Origin of the sequence: Nesterenkonia sp. AY15, assembly GCF_022565855.1 — a bacterium.
Classification (GTDB): Bacteria; Actinomycetota; Actinomycetes; order Actinomycetales; family Micrococcaceae; genus Nesterenkonia.
Genome location: NZ_JAJOYV010000003.1, coordinates 120,519 through 134,334 on the forward strand (window position 1 = coordinate 120,519; position 13,816 = coordinate 134,334).

Genomic DNA, 13,816 nt, shown 5'->3' on the forward strand with positions numbered 1-13,816 from the left:
GGTAGACACGTGGTGCGAATGAGTGGGTCATGTGCGCGCTGGGCTAGAGTCCCTGCGCAAGTCGGTGGTAGGCGGCATTGAAGCGCAGCTCTTTCGCGAACCCGCGGGCGGTGGTGGCCGCATCGATGATCGCCAGCTCCATCCCAGCGATCTCGGCCAGATCCTCGAAGGCCTGGACTCCGGCGCCGGTGGAGAGCACCGTGTGGTGCGCCGCCCCGGCGGTGAGCCAGCAGGTCGCAGAGGTCGCGAAATCTGGACGCGGCTCCCACACCGCACGGGCCACCGGAAGATTCGGCAGCGGCTCGTCCGGGGGAACCAGGTCCACCAGGTTCGCGGTGAGCCGGAAGCGTTCGCGCAGATCAGACATGGCGACGACGACGCCCTCGCCTGGATCGGTGTCGAAGACCATCCGCACCGGGTCCTCCCGGCCCCCGATGCCCAGCGGGTGGATCTCGATCCGCGGGGTCGACGTGGTCAGCGAGGGGCAGATCTCGAGCATGTGCGCACCGAGGATCTTCTCCTTCCCCGGGGTCATCTCGTAGGTGTAGTCCTCCATCAGCGAGGCACCCCCGGGCAGACCGTGCCCCATGACCTTCGCCGCGCGGACCAGCAGGGCGGTCTTCCAGTCCCCCTCCGCGCCGAAGCCGTAGCCGGCCGACATCAGCCGCTGCACGGCCAGCCCGGGAAGCTGGCGCAGCCCGCCGAGGTCTTCGAAGTTGGTGGTGAACGCGGAGAACCCGCCCTCTTGGAGGAAGGAGCGCAGCCCGGCCTCCTGGCGGGCCGCGTAGGCCAGCGACTCCCGACGCTCACCGCCGGCCTGGAGTTCAGCGGCGACGTCGTAGTGGGCGTCATACTCGGCCAGCAGCGCCTGCACCTCTTCTTCGGACACGGCCTCGACGCGTGTCACCAGGTCGTTGACCGCCCAGGTGTTGATCGAGGTGCCCAGCCGGATCTCGGCCTCGGTCTTGTCCCCCTCGGTGACCGCGACGTTGCGCATGTTGTCCCCGAACCGGCACACCCGCATGTTCTGAAGCGCGTTCCACCCGGCGGCGGCGCGCGCCCAGGTGCCCACCTCGGTCTGGACCCGGGGGTCGGTGCTGTGTCCGACCACGGTCTTCCGACGCACCCCGGTGCGGGTCGCGATGTAGCCGAACTCGCGGTCCCCGTGGGCGGCCTGGTTCAGGTTCATGAAGTCCATGTCGATCTGCCCCCAGGGCAGCGCCATGTTCGCCTGGGTATGGAAGTGCAGCAGCGGCTTGGCCAGCGCCTCGAGCCCGGCGATCCACATCTTCGCCGGGGAGAAGGTGTGCATCCACACGATCACCCCGAGGCAGTTCTCATCGGCGTTGGCCGCCAACGCGGCGGTGCGGATCGCGTCGCGCTCGGTGAGCACCGGCTTCCACACGATCTCCACCGGGATCTGGTCCGCGCCGTCGAGGGCGGCGGTGACCTGCTGGGACTGCTCGGCGACCTGATCCAGGGTCTCGGGCCCGTAGAGGCCCTGGGAGCCGGTGAGGAACCAGATGGACCTGCCCTCGAAAGGCGAGGAAGCCGGGGTGTGGAAGCTCATGCGTGGTCCTTCTGTCCATAGACGTTCTGATACCGCGCGTAGAGCGCGTCGATCTGGTGCTGGGCGATCCGCTGCGGCTCCCCGTAGGCGCGGGCGAGGTGCACGGTGCGCGCGACCTCTTCACAGAGCACCGCCGCCTTCACCGCTTCCTTGGCATCACCGCCGATGGTGAAGGGACCGTGGCGGTCCATCAGCACCGCCTTCGACCGGGAGGCCTGGAGGGTCTCCACGATGCCGCGGCCGATGGAGTCGTCCCCGATCAGTGCGAAGGGCCCGACGGGGACGTCTCCGCCGAACTCATCGGCCATCATGGTCAGCACGCACGGGATCGCTTCGCCCCGGGCGGCCCAGGAGGTCGCATACGGGGAATGGGTGTGGACCACCCCGCCGATGTGGGGCATGTGCCGGTACACATAGGCGTGGGCGGCGGTGTCGGAGGAGGGGCTGAGCCCGATGGAGGTGTCGTCGTCGACCTTGACCCCGTCCAGAGTGCAGACCACCATGTTCCCCGGGCTCAGCTCGTCATAGCTGACCCCGGAGGGTTTGATCACGAAGAGTCCCGAGGTCTCACCTGAGACGTGCTCCGAGGCGTGGGCGGCGAGCTCTTCGGCCTCTTCAGAGAGGTCCACCCGTGCCGAGACGTTGCCCGCGGTCCAGGCCACCAGGTCATTGCGGGGCAGCTCGGCATGCAGGCCGGCCACGGTCTCCCGGGCTGAAGCGATGGCCTCCCTGGCCGAGGCCGAGAAGGCGTTCAGATGCAGGGCGTTCATGCGCTGACCTCCTGGTGGTGTGCCCGGCGCCGGATGGCCTTGAGCCGGCGCATCACGTCGTTCCCGCCGCGGCCGAAGTGGTCGTGCAGCGCGCGGTATTCGGCGTAGAGCTCGTCATATGCGGCGGCCGCCTCCGGCTGCGGGGTGTAGGCGTTCTTCCGGCGGCCGCCCATGACGGCGCCGGCGGCGGAGGCGTCCGGGTAGGCGCCCGCGGCGACCGCGGCGTGGATGGCCGAGCCCAGCGCGGGCCCCTGGGTGGAGACGATGGTCGAGATCGGAAGCCCGGTGATGTCGGCGTAGAGCTGCATCAGGAAGGAGTTGCGCAGCAGTCCCCCGGCGACGACGAGCTCGGTCACCGGGACGCCGGAAGCGTTGAATGCCTCGATGATGGTGCGGGTGCCGAAGGCGGTGGACTCCAGCAGGGCGCGGTAGCCGTCCTCAGGCTTGGTGGCCAGGGTCTGGCCGAGCACCAGCCCGGAGAGCTCGTGATCCACCAGCACCGAGCGGTTGCCCGAATGCCAGTCCAGGGCGACCAGTCCATGGGCGCCGACCGGCTGGGCCGCAGCCTTCTCGGTGAGCAGCTCGTGGACGCTCAAGCCGCGGGTCTCGGCCTCGGCGCTGACACTTCCCGGCACCTGGTTCTCCACGTACCAGGCGAAGATGTCGCCGACGCCGGACTGTCCTGCCTCATAGCCCCAGAGCCCGTCGGTGATGCCGCCGTGGACGGCGCCGCACATGCCCGGCACCTCGGCCAGGTGGTCTCCGTTCATCACGTGACAGGTGGAGGTGCCCATGATCGCGACCATCTGCCCGGGCGCCACAGCGTCGGCGGCCGGAGCAGTGACGTGGGCGTCCACATTCCCGACGGCGACGGCGATGCCCTCGGGCAGCCCGGTCCACTCCGCCGCGGTGGCGCTCAGCCCACCGGCACGCTCGCCGAGCTGGCCGATGCGGTGGTCGAGCTTCTCTGCCACGAAGCCGGAGAACTCCGGGTTCAGGGCGGCGAGGAAGCCGGCGTCCGGGTAGGTCCCGTCCTGGTAGATGCCCTTGTAGCCGGCGGTGCAGGCATTGCGCACGTATTCCCCGGTCAGCTGCCAGACGATCCAGTCGGCGGCTTCCACCCAGTGGTCCATCGCTGCGTAGATCTCGGGGTCCTCCTCGAGGACCTGCAGACCCTTGGCGAACTCCCATTCGGAGGAGATGAATCCGCCGTAGCGTCGGATCCAGGATTCCCCGCGAGAATGGGCCAGCTCATTGATCCGGTCGGCCTGGGCCTGGGCGGCGTGGTGCTTCCAGAGCTTCACGTAGGCGTGGGGCCGGTCGGCGTACTCGCGCAGCTCGCTCAGCGGGGTGCCCTCGGTCGTGGTGGGCACCATGGTGCAGGCGGTGAAGTCGGTGGCGATGCCGATGACCTTCTCGGCCGCGACCCCGGCCTGGCGCAGCGCCTCAGGCACCGCGGTCTTCAGCACGTCGACGTAGTCACCGGGCACCTGCAGCGCCCATTCCGGGGGCAGCGGCTCCCCGCGGTGCGCGGTGAGTCGGCTGTCCATGACCGCGTGGCCGTAGTCATGAACGGCGGAGCCGAGCTCTGCGCCGTCGCTGACCCGGACCACCAGGGCCCGTCCCGAGAGCGTGCCGTAGTCGACACCGATGACGACCGCGTCCGCAACAGACATGGAACACCGTTCTTCCTTGCACTGGATCTGGCTCCGGGCCGGGCATGGCCACGAGCTGCACGTGAACATGACCTGAGTCACGTGATCTACGTCTCAGCAATGTTAACGTTAACATCGCCTTGCGCGTCAAGACCTTCTCAAAATTTTTATCTCAGTCGCGGAAGGCGGTCGAACCGCGTGTGATCAGCTCCGGGGAGATAAAGTTCGGCACGTGGGTCAGCCCGTCGCTGACGTCGAGGAGCAGCTCCAGGGCCGCACGTCCGGCTTCTTCGAAGGGCTGGCGCACCGTGGTCAGCGGCGGGGAGAAGTACCCGGCGGCGTCGACGTCGTCGAACCCGACCACCGAGATGTCCCCCGGCACCGAGAGCCCGCGCTCGGCCAGCGCGCGGATCAGGCCCAGCGCGATGAAATCGTTGGAGGCGAAGATCGCGTCGGGCAGTCGAGCCTCGCTGAAGAGCTGCTGGGCGGCGTCGTAGCCGGCCTCCGCTGTCCAGCCGGCGGACCGGATCATCCGTGGTGCGCTGAGATCCGCGACGGCGAGCGCCTGCCGCCACCCGACCACGCGACCGCGGGCGTCGAACCAGTCCATGGGTCCGGCGATATGCGCGATCGACTTGTGCCCGCGATCGATCAGGTGCTGGGTGGCGCGGCGCGCGCCGAGTTCCTGGTCGATGCCGGCGACGTTCATGTTCCCGGCGGGCCAGAGCCCGGAGGTGACCAGCACCAGCGGGACCCGGGTGGAGAGCTGCTTGGCCGCCTCGGCCAGGGCCGGCACCGGGGTGATCACCACGATCCCCTCGATCCCGTGGCTGAGGAAGAAGTCCAGCGTGGAGTCCACCGTCTCGGCGCGCTGATCGCGGACCACGCTGAGCGCGGTGGCGTAGCCGCGCTGCCGTGCCGCGTTCTCGATGGCCCAGGTCATCCGGGTGGGCCCGAAGTCGGTGTCGCCCTGGCTGACCACGCCGATCAGCCCGGTGCTCTGGGTCTTCAGCGCCCGGGCCTGGCTGTTGCGCCGGTACCCCAGGGCCTGCATGGAACGTTCGATCCGCTCCCGGGTGTCCGGGTGCACCGTCTCCGGGGCGTTGAGCACGCGGGAGACGGTCTGGTGCGAAACACCGGCATGCTTGGCGACGTCGATCATCGAAGGCCGCCTGGCACCTTTGCGCTTCGCCCCGTTCACCCAGCGGCTCCTCTCCCCCTGCTCGAGATGATCCTGCCACATCCGCGCACCGGTTCGACCCGCCCCACGTCCAGTCGACGCTCCCTGCTCGGAACGAGGCTCCAGTACGCTGATCCGTGGTCACGCTCACCATTCGTAGAAGGAGAACATCATGGCAGGTCCGATCGTCGTCGGTGTGGACGGAAGTCCGACAGCCCAGCGCGCTGCCCAGAAGGCCCGCGATCTCGCGCTGAAGCTCGATGTCGCGCTGCACGTCGTGTCCGCACACACCGATGCCACCATCGAGCACGTGAACAGCGGCTCGGACCAGTGGGTGGTCTCGGGCACCGACAACGCGCTCTACATCGCCGAGCAGGTGGTCCGGGGTCTGCGCACTCCGGGGTTGAAGATCAGCGCGGGGTCAGCTCAGGGCAAGCCCGCGGAGGCGCTCATCGACTACGCAGAGAAGGCCGGCGCGCAGCTGATCGTGGTGGGCAATCAGCGCATGCGCGGCGCCCGTCGCGTTCTGGGCAGCGTGGCGAATTCGGTGTCCCACACCGCAGGCTGCGACGTCTACATCGCCAATACGTATGGCGACTGAGAACGGCGGACCAGCACAGATCAGCACGTCATGAGTTCCACCGCGCCTGCCGTGCAGCGCATCGTCTGCGTCCCCGACTCCTTCAAGGGCTCCGTCAGCGCGGCGCAGGCCGCCGCGGCGATGGCCCGCGGAGCACGCCAGGTCTTCGGTGCGGCAGAGATCCTCGAGCTGCCCTTCGCCGACGGCGGCGAGGGCACCTTGGAGGCGCTGCTCGCCGCGTGGGGGCGCGCGCCGGAGACCGTGGAGGTCCGTGACGCGCTGGGTCGACCGGCGACCGCGCAGTATGGACGCTCCGCCGACGGACGCACCGGAGTGATCGAGGCGGCCCAGGGCAACGGGCTCCCGCAGGTCTCCGACGTGGGGCTGCAGCCGCTGCGGGCCGACACCTTCGGGGTCGGGCTCATCGCTCGGGAACTGCTGGCCGATCCTGCCTGTACCGAGATCCTGCTCTGCATCGGCGGATCGGCGAGCACCGACGGCGGCACGGGGCTGCTGCGCGCTCTGGGCGCCGAATTCCTCGACGCCGCTGGAGCCCCGGTGGCTCCCGGCGGTGCGGGCCTGGGGAAGATCAGCGCCGTGGACCTCAGCGGGCTGGACCCCAGGGCGAGCCAGGTGGGCTGGCGGATCGCCGTGGACGTGGAGAACCCGCTGACCGGCGAGCGCGGGGCCGCGACGGTGTTCGGGCCCCAGAAGGGCGCGACGGCAGCGGAGGTCGGCCTCCTGGACGCCGGCCTGAGCCACCTCGCCCAGGTGCTGGGCGAGATGAGCGGCGCGGAGCCTCAGCGGCTGCGCGAGACCCCTGGCTTCGGCGCCGCCGGCGGAACGCCGGTGTGCCTGGCCGTGCTGCTCGGTGCCGAGGTCCTTCCCGGCGCGCAGATGGTGGCCGAGGCGCTGGACCTGCAGGAGACCCTCGCCCGGGCCGATCTGATCATCACCGGAGAAGGCTCCCTGGACGCACAGTCCCTCGACGGGAAGGTGGTCCAGGCGGTGCGCGGCTATGCCCCGCACGACGCGGCGGTGCTGGTGATCGCCGGCGCAGTCCAGCTCAGCGCGGAGCAGTGCCGCGCCGCGGGGCTGACGGCCGCGTTCTCGATCGCCCCGGGCGCGGCCTCGCTGCAGGATCTGCTGCGCCGAGCACCGGAGCTGATCGAAGACACGGCGGCCCAGGCCTGCGGGCTGCTGAGTCACAGCCTTTCGTGAGACCCCGTCTTCGCTGAGGCGCAGGTGCGCCTGGAGGCGGCGTCCGGCTCAGATCACAGGTGTGTCTGGACGTCTGCCTCGGCGCGGAGATCTTCGACATGGTCCAGGGCTGCCTCATTGCGGGCCTGATCGGTGGCGTCCGCCTCGAGGTCATCGCGCACCTCGTCGAAAGGTGGGATCTCGGCCGCTTCCTCACCCTCAGCACCCTCAGCGCCTTCTGCTCCTTCGGCGCCTTCCTGGGCGGCGACGGCCTCGTCATAGGTCTCGCGGAGCTCCTCCTCTGAGGGCTCCGGGACCTCCAGCTGCGCGAGCACCTGGTTGATCAGGACCTGGCTCTCGGCGTCCTCGGTCAGCTGCTCCTCGTCCATGCCCTGCTCTTCATAGGCCTCGATGAACTCTTCGGAGGAGCCCATGCCTGCGGTCTCGGCGGCGTCGGCGATGAGCGCGTCGATCTCCTCCTCGGAGGCCTCGTAGCCCTCGTCCTCGGCGTCCTGGAGCAGAAGCTCGTTGCCGATCATCGATTCCAGAGTCTGCTCCTTGAGCTGATCCTGGTCCGGCTCCTCGCCGGTCATCTGGGACTCCATCGCCATCTGCTGGAACTGGGACTCATAGAGCACGGTGAAGTCCTCGCCGGTGATCTCTTCGCCGTTGACCTCGGCCACGACCTCCGGAACGTCAGAGGTGTCAGCCTCAGGCAGCTCGGGCTGCTCGCCGTCGGCGCCCTGCTCCGGGCTCTCGGCGCCCGCTTCGGCGCTCTGCTCCTGCGCGCTCGCATCGTCGTTCTCTGCGGCGGGTGCATCACTGCATGCGGCCAGGGCCAGCACGCCGGCCAGGGCGAAACCTGTGGTGATCATCTTCATCGACAAGGCAAGGACCTCCTCATTGGTAGTCGAGCGCGAAACGTAGCACGCGCAGCCCAACGCCGGGACCAGCCTGTACTCAGCTGGAGTTCAGGCCGACGATGAAGGTCCAGGTCAGGCGTCCGGCTCAGGCCAGCACCGCGAGGAGGCCCAGGATGCCGAGCACCACAACGGCCAGCGTCGTGACCAGCACCGCCGGCACGTCCGCCTCCACCCGCTCCGCCGCGATGCCCCGGGACTGCCGCGAATACCGCCGCCGCTGGGTGAGGTAGATGGCGCCGGCGACGACGGCGCAGCTCAGCGTCAACCCCACGGTCCAGAACCCGTAGTGCGGCAGCCAGCGCAGGAAGACCGCTCCGACCAGCGCGAAGAGCATCATCGTCCGGCCCCAGGAGAGCACCGTGCGCTCGGGCTGCAGGCCCGGATCCGCGTGCATCGGCGCCGCCGGGGACATCAGTCCAGCACCACCAGCACGATGACCACAGCCATGGCGACCCCGGAGGCGAAGCTCAGCAGCGGGATGATCAGCGGCATCGGCAGCGGATGCCCCAGACGCATGCTGCGCTCCACGTTGAGCCAGCGCATCGCCGCGCCCACGCTGATCAGCAGTCCCACGCTGATCGTCAGCACCGAGACCACGGTGCGGTAGGGATCGGCGAATACATCGGCGGCGAAGGCCTCCACAGCCACGCCTCCGGCGAGGAACGCCAGGGCGGTGCGGATCCAGGCCAGGAAGGTGCGTTCGTTGGCGAGGGTGAAGCGTGGGTCTGGCTCCTGGCCGTGTGCAAGCAGGCGAGAGCTCAGTCGTCCCCGCGGTTGATCCTCGCTCAAGGGGTCTTGGCTCACTGAGCCTCCTGCTCGCTGGTCCTGGTGCTGCATCACTGCGTCGGCGAGCCCAAGTCTTTCACAGCGGCGAGAACCCCGACCGAGCTGTGTGGTTCAGGCGGCGGCCTTCACGGACCCCTCCACCACGAGGTGATTCATCTTCTTGGCGATCATCGCGATCCCCCTTCTCGGGGCGGGCCTTGAGCCCGGGCAGGAAGGCCTTGACCATGTGCAGAGTGCCCCAGAAGTTCACGTCCAAGACGCGTTCGATGACCTCGAGGTCGAGGTCCTCCACGGGACGGAGGGCTGGATGATCCCGGCCACATTGATCAGCCCGTCCACGGGCCCATGGGCCTGAGTGATGAGTCCGGGAAGCTCGTCCACAGCCTCGCGGTCGACGATGTTCACCATGTGCGTGCTGAGCCGCCTCCCGGCCTGGGCCTCTCGGGCGCGTCTGCGCCGCCAGCAGATGGCGCTCGATAGACCCTGTCGCGCCTGAGCCTGCCGGTTCAGCCGCGCGGCTTCATCCGCGTGTTGGGCAGCTCCGGGGCCGGCAGCGGCGCGGCCTGACCGGGTGGAAAGTCCCCGAACTGCGGGAACATCCGGCCGTCGTCGTAGTGGGCCTCGGCCAGCGCATCGCGGAGCCTCCCGTGCACCGGGTTCCCCAGCGCCCCGGCGGGAACCGGGATCTGGTGCTCCGAACCATCGGCGCGGGCCGCCCGTTCAGTGGTGCCGCCCTCCGTGGCGCCGCCTCTGTCGTCACCTGCGTCGCCCCCTGTGTCGTCGCCGTCGGGAGCGTGTTCAGCCGCACCCACCTGGTCGCGCAGCGGTGAACCCTCCGCCGGTGGCTCGAAGCCCATCTCGGCCTGGTAGGCGCTGCGGAAGGCCGCGATCTCCTCGTGGCTGCGCCCGACGAAGTTCCACCACATCACGATCTGCTCGCCCAGGGGTTCTCCGCCGATGAGCAGGGCCAGGACCGGCTCGTCCAGGGCCTCCACCCGCAGCGTGGTGGTCCCGACCTCGGTCACCGCCAGATGATCCTCCCCCACCAGGGCGCCGTTCAGCCGGACCGCGCCAGAGATCCGCAGCAGTCCGTGCTCGTGGGCCGCGGGGACCTCGATCTGAAGCACCGTGCCGGGCTCGAGCCGCAGCTGGGCCCCGGTCAGCGGGATATAGGTCCTCACCGGCGAGCGCCGGCCCAGCAGCTCACCGAGGAACACCTGAGCCTCCCAGCCCGGCCCTTGGACCGGCTCCGGGCGATGGGTCTCCAGCGACGGCTCCACGAATCGATGCGCATCGGGGAAGGCGTACCAGAGCTGGGCGCCGTGCAGGACTGCGGTGTCCGCAGAGGAGTACTCCGAATGGCTGATCCCGCTGCCGGCGTTCATCAGCGCCACTTCGCCGGGGCGCACGGTGGCCCAGTTTCCGGCGGAGTCCATGTGGTCGATCCGGCCTTCGAAGAGCCAGGAGACGGTGGCCAGCCCGGTGTGCGGATGCCGCGGCACCCGCATGGGCGTGGCCTCGGTGAGATCGTCGGGGCCGTAGAAGTCAAGGAAGCACCATGCCCCGACGAGTGAGCGGGCTCGCTGCGGCAGGGTGCGGCGCACGGTCATCGCCCGCGGACCGCCCAGCGGGACCGTGCGCGGCTCGAGCAGCTCGACTCCGTCCTGGGCGCGGGTCACACCGTCACGCAGACCCTCGAAGGTGTAGGGCCCGTTGATGCAGACCTGTTCCTGGGGCTCGCGCTCGGTGGTGCTCATCGCCGTCTCCTCATCCTGATGACCGGGTTCGAAGTCGAGTATTTCAATATTGAATCAATAAGCCCAGAGTTTCCGCTCCAGGCGCAGGGCGTCAGTCGTCGGTGACGGTGACCTCGACCTTGGTGTTGCCGCGGGCGGCCTTGGAACAGGGGCAGAAGGCGTGGGCCTTCTCCGCGATCGCCTCCGGCTGCCGCGGCGAATCCGCGGCACCGCCGGTCATCCCCATGGAACACCAAGCCACTGTTACTGGCACAATGGAACACCGTGCGAACTACCGATGCCGTCTGGCTTGCCCCTGGCGAGCCACAAGAGATCCAATCTGACCTGGTCAGCCGCTTCCAGCAGGAGTATGGCCGGGCAGCTTCTGGTACCTGGTTCGCCCCGGGCCGAGCCAATCTCAACGGCGAGCACATCGATTTCCACGCCGGCCGCTGCCTGCCGATGGCCCTGGCCCACGGCACCTACGTCGCCGCGGCTCCGCGCACCGACGGCCAGCTTCGGCTGCGCACGCTGGACGCATCACTCGACGACGGGATCACCACGGTGACCCCGGACCAGATCGGACCCGCCGCGGCCGCCTCCGGACAGGATGCTTCGGGGCATTGGAGCCACTACGTCTCCGGGGTGCTCTGGGCGCTGCGCGAACTGGGCAGGTCCCAGCCGGCATTTGCGGTCGATGCGGACTTCGGCGCCGATCTGCTGGTGGTGTCCACGCTGCCCATCGGCGGAGGGCTCTCCTCCTCGGCTGCCCTTGAATGTGCCTCGATCCTCGCGTTCCTCGCTCTGGGCACTCCGTTCGGCCAGGACAATCCTCTGCAGGATCTCAACGCCGCGCTGACCCGGGAGAACCGCAAGGACCTGGCCGCCGCCTGCGTGCGGGCCGAGGTGGAGGTCGTCGGCGCCGGCACCGGAGGCCTCGATCAGACCGCTGCGATGCGCGCCCGCCCGGGCAAGGTGCTCTCGCTGGACTGCCGGGACTTCAGCGTCACCCCGCTGGACATCGGCTGCATCCTGCGCGGCTACCGACTGATCGCGGTGGACACCGGAGAGGCGCATCGGCTTGCCGACGGCCAGTTCGGGGATCGTCGGGCAGACGCCGAGGCCGCGACGCGCCTGCTGGGTCTCGACCGGCTCCGTGATGCGCTGCCCGAGCAGCCGCGCAAGGCCGATGTCTCCCACGTGCTCGAGGAGTTCGATCGGCTCGCGGAACAGCTGGAGACCCTCGACGGTCGCAGCGTCGAGGCCTGCCGGCGTCGGCTTCACCATGCCCTGACCGAGATGGTGCGATCCGAGAAGCTGCATCACCTGCTCTCGGGGGAGGCCTACGGCGTGCGTCACATCGCCTCCACGGTCGGAGACATCCTCACTGCCGGACATATGAGCATGCGCGACGACGCGGAGGTCTCCTTCGACATCGCCGACCTCGTGGTGGAGACCGCGCTGGCCCAGGGCGCCGAAGGCGCCCGGCTGATCGGCGGTGGCTTCGGCGGCTCGGTGCTGGTGCTGATCACCCCCGCGGCGATCCCCAAGCTCACCGCGGCGCTGGAGCGCATCAGCCGCCGCATCCGGCTGCTCGACGTCGCACCCTCCGCCGCCGCCCAGGCGCTGTGACCTCGCCCCAGACCGCCCGCAGCACCGGAATCGCCGGTCGCGCCGCTGATCCGTGCGCCCGATGAACTCCCCGCGCACGGTGCTGCTGACCGGTTTCGAGCCCTTCGCCGGGATGGACCACAACCCCTCCTGGGACGTGGTCGCCGAGCTCTCCGAGGCCGCTGGGCGAGGCGCTCTGCGGGCCCAGGAGGTCCACGGCGACGTCACGGTGCGCACGGCGCTGCTGCCGGTGGAGTTCCACGTCAGCGCCGAGCTCCTGCTCGAACAGATGGCCGTCGCCGCACCGGACCTGGTGATCTCCGTGGGCCTGGCAGCCGGCACGGAGGCGGTGCGGCTGGAGCGGGTCGGCCTGAATCTGCGCGACGCCCGGATACCGGATAACGCCGGGCATCAGCCCACCGAGGAGCCCGTCGTGCCGGGCGGGCCTCCGGCCTTGTTCGCCACCCTGCGGCTCAAGGCCGCCCACGCCGCGATCAGCGGCGCAGGAATCCCCGTGGCGCTCTCGCTCAGCGCGGGCAGCTTCGTGTGCAACAGCCTGCTCTATACGCTGCTGCACGCGGCCCCGGCATCCGTGCCCGCCGGCTTCCTCCATGTCCCGGATCTGTCCCGCGCGGGATCTCCGGTGAGCCGCGCGCAGGCCGCGCGAGCCGTGGACCTGCTCATCACCGAGTCGCTGCACCAGGGACCCGATCTCCAGGTGCCCGCCGGCCTGCTGCACTGAGCTCCGGCGCTGCCCGGCCAGGGTTTACCTCCTGCCCAGCTCATTTTCAGAGATACTTCCTAGACTCCAGGTCAGGACGCATTTCCCATCCACCCGGTACGGCTCTGCCAAGCGAGGTGCACGAATGTCATCTCATCCCGCACGTCCCACTCACCGGGAGCTGGATCACCCGGCCCCCGAACCCGCATCCGCGCGCGCCCCTGAACTCGGACGGTCCAATTCCGACGCCACCGTAGCGATCACCTTGGGCGTCGGCATCGGGGTGATCGTCTTTCTCCTGGTCCTGCCCTACCTCGGCGGCATCTGACCCAGCGCCGGGCAGCCGCTGTGAATCCCCGAGGATCCCGGTGGATTCACCTCGCCGCTTCGGAGAGTCCCCTGGTCACGCCTGACTGCCGGTACGCTGACAGGCTGTGAGCACCAGCAAGAAGTCCGCGGCCAAGAAGCCTGTCGGCAGATCCTCGGTTCCGACCAGGAAGAAGAGCGCGACGACGGCGCGACGACCCTCCTCTGCCGCTCCCCGGGCCGGCAAAGGATCACGGGCCGGCACAGCCTCGCGAAACGGTGTGAGCTCGCGCAGTGCGGGCTCGCGCGGCGGGTCATCCCGTGCTCCGTCTCGGCCCTCGGGGAAGTCCGGCTCCCGCAGCCCCCGACCCAACGGCAGCCCGAGGCCCAACCGCGGCGCCCGATCAACCGGCAGGACCCGGTCCGCGTCCGCACAGCGGAAGCAGCCCAGCGCCCTGCGGCGCATCGCCGGGGACTGGGGCCGGTATCTCTGGGCAGCGGTCGTCACCGTGGTCATCGCCGCGCTGCTCTTCGAGTTCACCATGATCTGGACCATCGGGGTGGGCTTCTACATGCTGGCCCTGGGTGAGTTCACCGGCCTCTGGATGTTGGTGGGCGGCTACGCGATGGCCTGCACCCCGGCCGCCTTCGGACTGCTCATCGCCACCGGCCAGTTCTGGAAGTCCCTGACCCATTCACTGTGGATCGGACTGCTCTACGGCACGCTGGGATTCACCTTCATCGACGTCATCCTCGGCTCCTTCTGAATCCTCGTCCG

At 69.3% G+C, this 13,816-nt stretch carries 17 protein-coding genes; 6 read left to right on the top strand and 11 right to left on the bottom strand.

What is annotated here, in order from left to right:
* Positions 1 to 43: 43 nt before the first annotated feature.
* The 4 genes from araA to LSI54_RS06125 all read right to left on the bottom strand — a co-directional run bounded on the left by araA (position 44) and on the right by LSI54_RS06125 (position 5,196).
* Positions 44 to 1,570, bottom strand: a complete 1,527-nt coding sequence (gene araA / locus LSI54_RS06110; protein ID WP_241477957.1) for an L-arabinose isomerase — start codon at positions 1,568 to 1,570, stop codon at positions 44 to 46.
* Positions 1,567 to 2,340 (bottom strand): L-ribulose-5-phosphate 4-epimerase, encoded by a 774-nt coding sequence (locus LSI54_RS06115; RefSeq protein ID WP_241465719.1) that lies wholly within the window; start codon positions 2,338 to 2,340, stop codon positions 1,567 to 1,569. The genes araA and LSI54_RS06115 overlap by 4 nt, the downstream gene beginning before the upstream one ends.
* A complete protein-coding gene (araB, locus tag LSI54_RS06120) occupies positions 2,337 to 4,016 on the bottom strand; it encodes a ribulokinase (RefSeq protein WP_241477958.1) in 1,680 nt (559 codons plus the stop codon). Before araB ends, LSI54_RS06115 begins: the two co-directional genes overlap by 4 nt.
* 151 nt (positions 4,017 to 4,167) lie before the next feature.
* A complete protein-coding gene (locus LSI54_RS06125; protein WP_241465717.1) occupies positions 4,168 to 5,196 on the bottom strand; it encodes a LacI family DNA-binding transcriptional regulator in 1,029 nt (342 codons plus the stop codon).
* A gap of 151 nt (positions 5,197 to 5,347) precedes the next feature.
* Between LSI54_RS06125 and LSI54_RS06130 the strand changes: the two genes are divergently transcribed.
* Entirely contained in the window at positions 5,348 to 5,776 is a 429-nt protein-coding gene (locus LSI54_RS06130) for a universal stress protein (protein ID WP_241465716.1), read from the top strand.
* A gap of 30 nt (positions 5,777 to 5,806) precedes the next feature.
* A complete protein-coding gene (locus LSI54_RS06135) occupies positions 5,807 to 6,976 on the top strand; it encodes a glycerate kinase (RefSeq protein ID WP_241477959.1) in 1,170 nt (389 codons plus the stop codon).
* A gap of 53 nt (positions 6,977 to 7,029) precedes the next feature.
* On the opposite strand, the gene LSI54_RS06140 is transcribed toward LSI54_RS06135, so the two are convergent.
* The 6 genes from LSI54_RS06140 to LSI54_RS06165 all read right to left on the bottom strand — a co-directional run bounded on the left by LSI54_RS06140 (position 7,030) and on the right by LSI54_RS06165 (position 10,647).
* Positions 7,030 to 7,836: a SurA N-terminal domain-containing protein gene (locus LSI54_RS06140; protein WP_241470911.1), complete on the bottom strand. Its 807-nt coding sequence runs from the start codon at positions 7,834 to 7,836 to the stop codon at positions 7,030 to 7,032.
* Positions 7,837 to 7,963: 127 nt separating this feature from the next.
* The gene (locus LSI54_RS06145; RefSeq protein WP_241465713.1) at positions 7,964 to 8,290 is read right to left on the bottom strand and encodes a DUF202 domain-containing protein; all 327 of its coding nucleotides are present in this window, start codon (positions 8,288 to 8,290) and stop codon (positions 7,964 to 7,966) included.
* Positions 8,290 to 8,682, bottom strand: coding sequence for a YidH family protein (locus LSI54_RS06150; protein ID WP_241470780.1), 393 nt, complete (start codon positions 8,680 to 8,682; stop codon positions 8,290 to 8,292). Before LSI54_RS06150 ends, LSI54_RS06145 begins: the two co-directional genes overlap by 1 nt.
* A 58-nt stretch (positions 8,683 to 8,740) precedes the next feature.
* Complete coding sequence (locus tag LSI54_RS06155) at positions 8,741 to 8,956, bottom strand: hypothetical protein (RefSeq protein ID WP_241477960.1); 216 nt, start codon at positions 8,954 to 8,956, stop codon at positions 8,741 to 8,743.
* A gap of 214 nt (positions 8,957 to 9,170) precedes the next feature.
* Positions 9,171 to 10,421, bottom strand: a complete 1,251-nt coding sequence (locus LSI54_RS06160; RefSeq protein WP_241477961.1) for a pirin family protein — start codon at positions 10,419 to 10,421, stop codon at positions 9,171 to 9,173.
* Between the two features lie 91 nt (positions 10,422 to 10,512).
* The gene (locus LSI54_RS06165; protein WP_304653871.1) at positions 10,513 to 10,647 is read right to left on the bottom strand and encodes a hypothetical protein; all 135 of its coding nucleotides are present in this window, start codon (positions 10,645 to 10,647) and stop codon (positions 10,513 to 10,515) included.
* A gap of 38 nt (positions 10,648 to 10,685) precedes the next feature.
* On the opposite strand from LSI54_RS06165, the gene LSI54_RS06170 reads away from it, so the two are divergent.
* From LSI54_RS06170 to LSI54_RS06180, 3 genes are all read left to right on the top strand, one after another.
* A complete protein-coding gene (locus tag LSI54_RS06170; protein ID WP_241476401.1) occupies positions 10,686 to 12,032 on the top strand; it encodes a galactokinase in 1,347 nt (448 codons plus the stop codon).
* Between the two features lie 61 nt (positions 12,033 to 12,093).
* Entirely contained in the window at positions 12,094 to 12,753 is a 660-nt protein-coding gene (locus LSI54_RS06175; protein WP_241477962.1) for a pyroglutamyl-peptidase I family protein, read from the top strand.
* A 124-nt stretch (positions 12,754 to 12,877) separates the two neighbouring features.
* On the top strand, positions 12,878 to 13,060 hold the full coding sequence (locus LSI54_RS06180) for a hypothetical protein (RefSeq protein WP_241465708.1): 183 nt from the start codon (positions 12,878 to 12,880) through the stop codon (positions 13,058 to 13,060).
* 75 nt (positions 13,061 to 13,135) lie between these two features.
* Here the strand turns inward: LSI54_RS06180 and LSI54_RS06185 are convergent, their stop codons facing one another.
* Positions 13,136 to 13,555, bottom strand: coding sequence for a hypothetical protein (locus LSI54_RS06185; protein WP_241477963.1), 420 nt, complete (start codon positions 13,553 to 13,555; stop codon positions 13,136 to 13,138).
* On the opposite strand from LSI54_RS06185, the gene LSI54_RS06190 reads away from it, so the two are divergent.
* Positions 13,548 to 13,805 (top strand): hypothetical protein, encoded by a 258-nt coding sequence (locus LSI54_RS06190; protein WP_241476399.1) that lies wholly within the window; start codon positions 13,548 to 13,550, stop codon positions 13,803 to 13,805. The two genes, LSI54_RS06185 and LSI54_RS06190, sit on opposite strands and share 8 nt — an antisense overlap.
* The last annotated feature ends 11 nt before the right edge of the window (positions 13,806 to 13,816 follow it).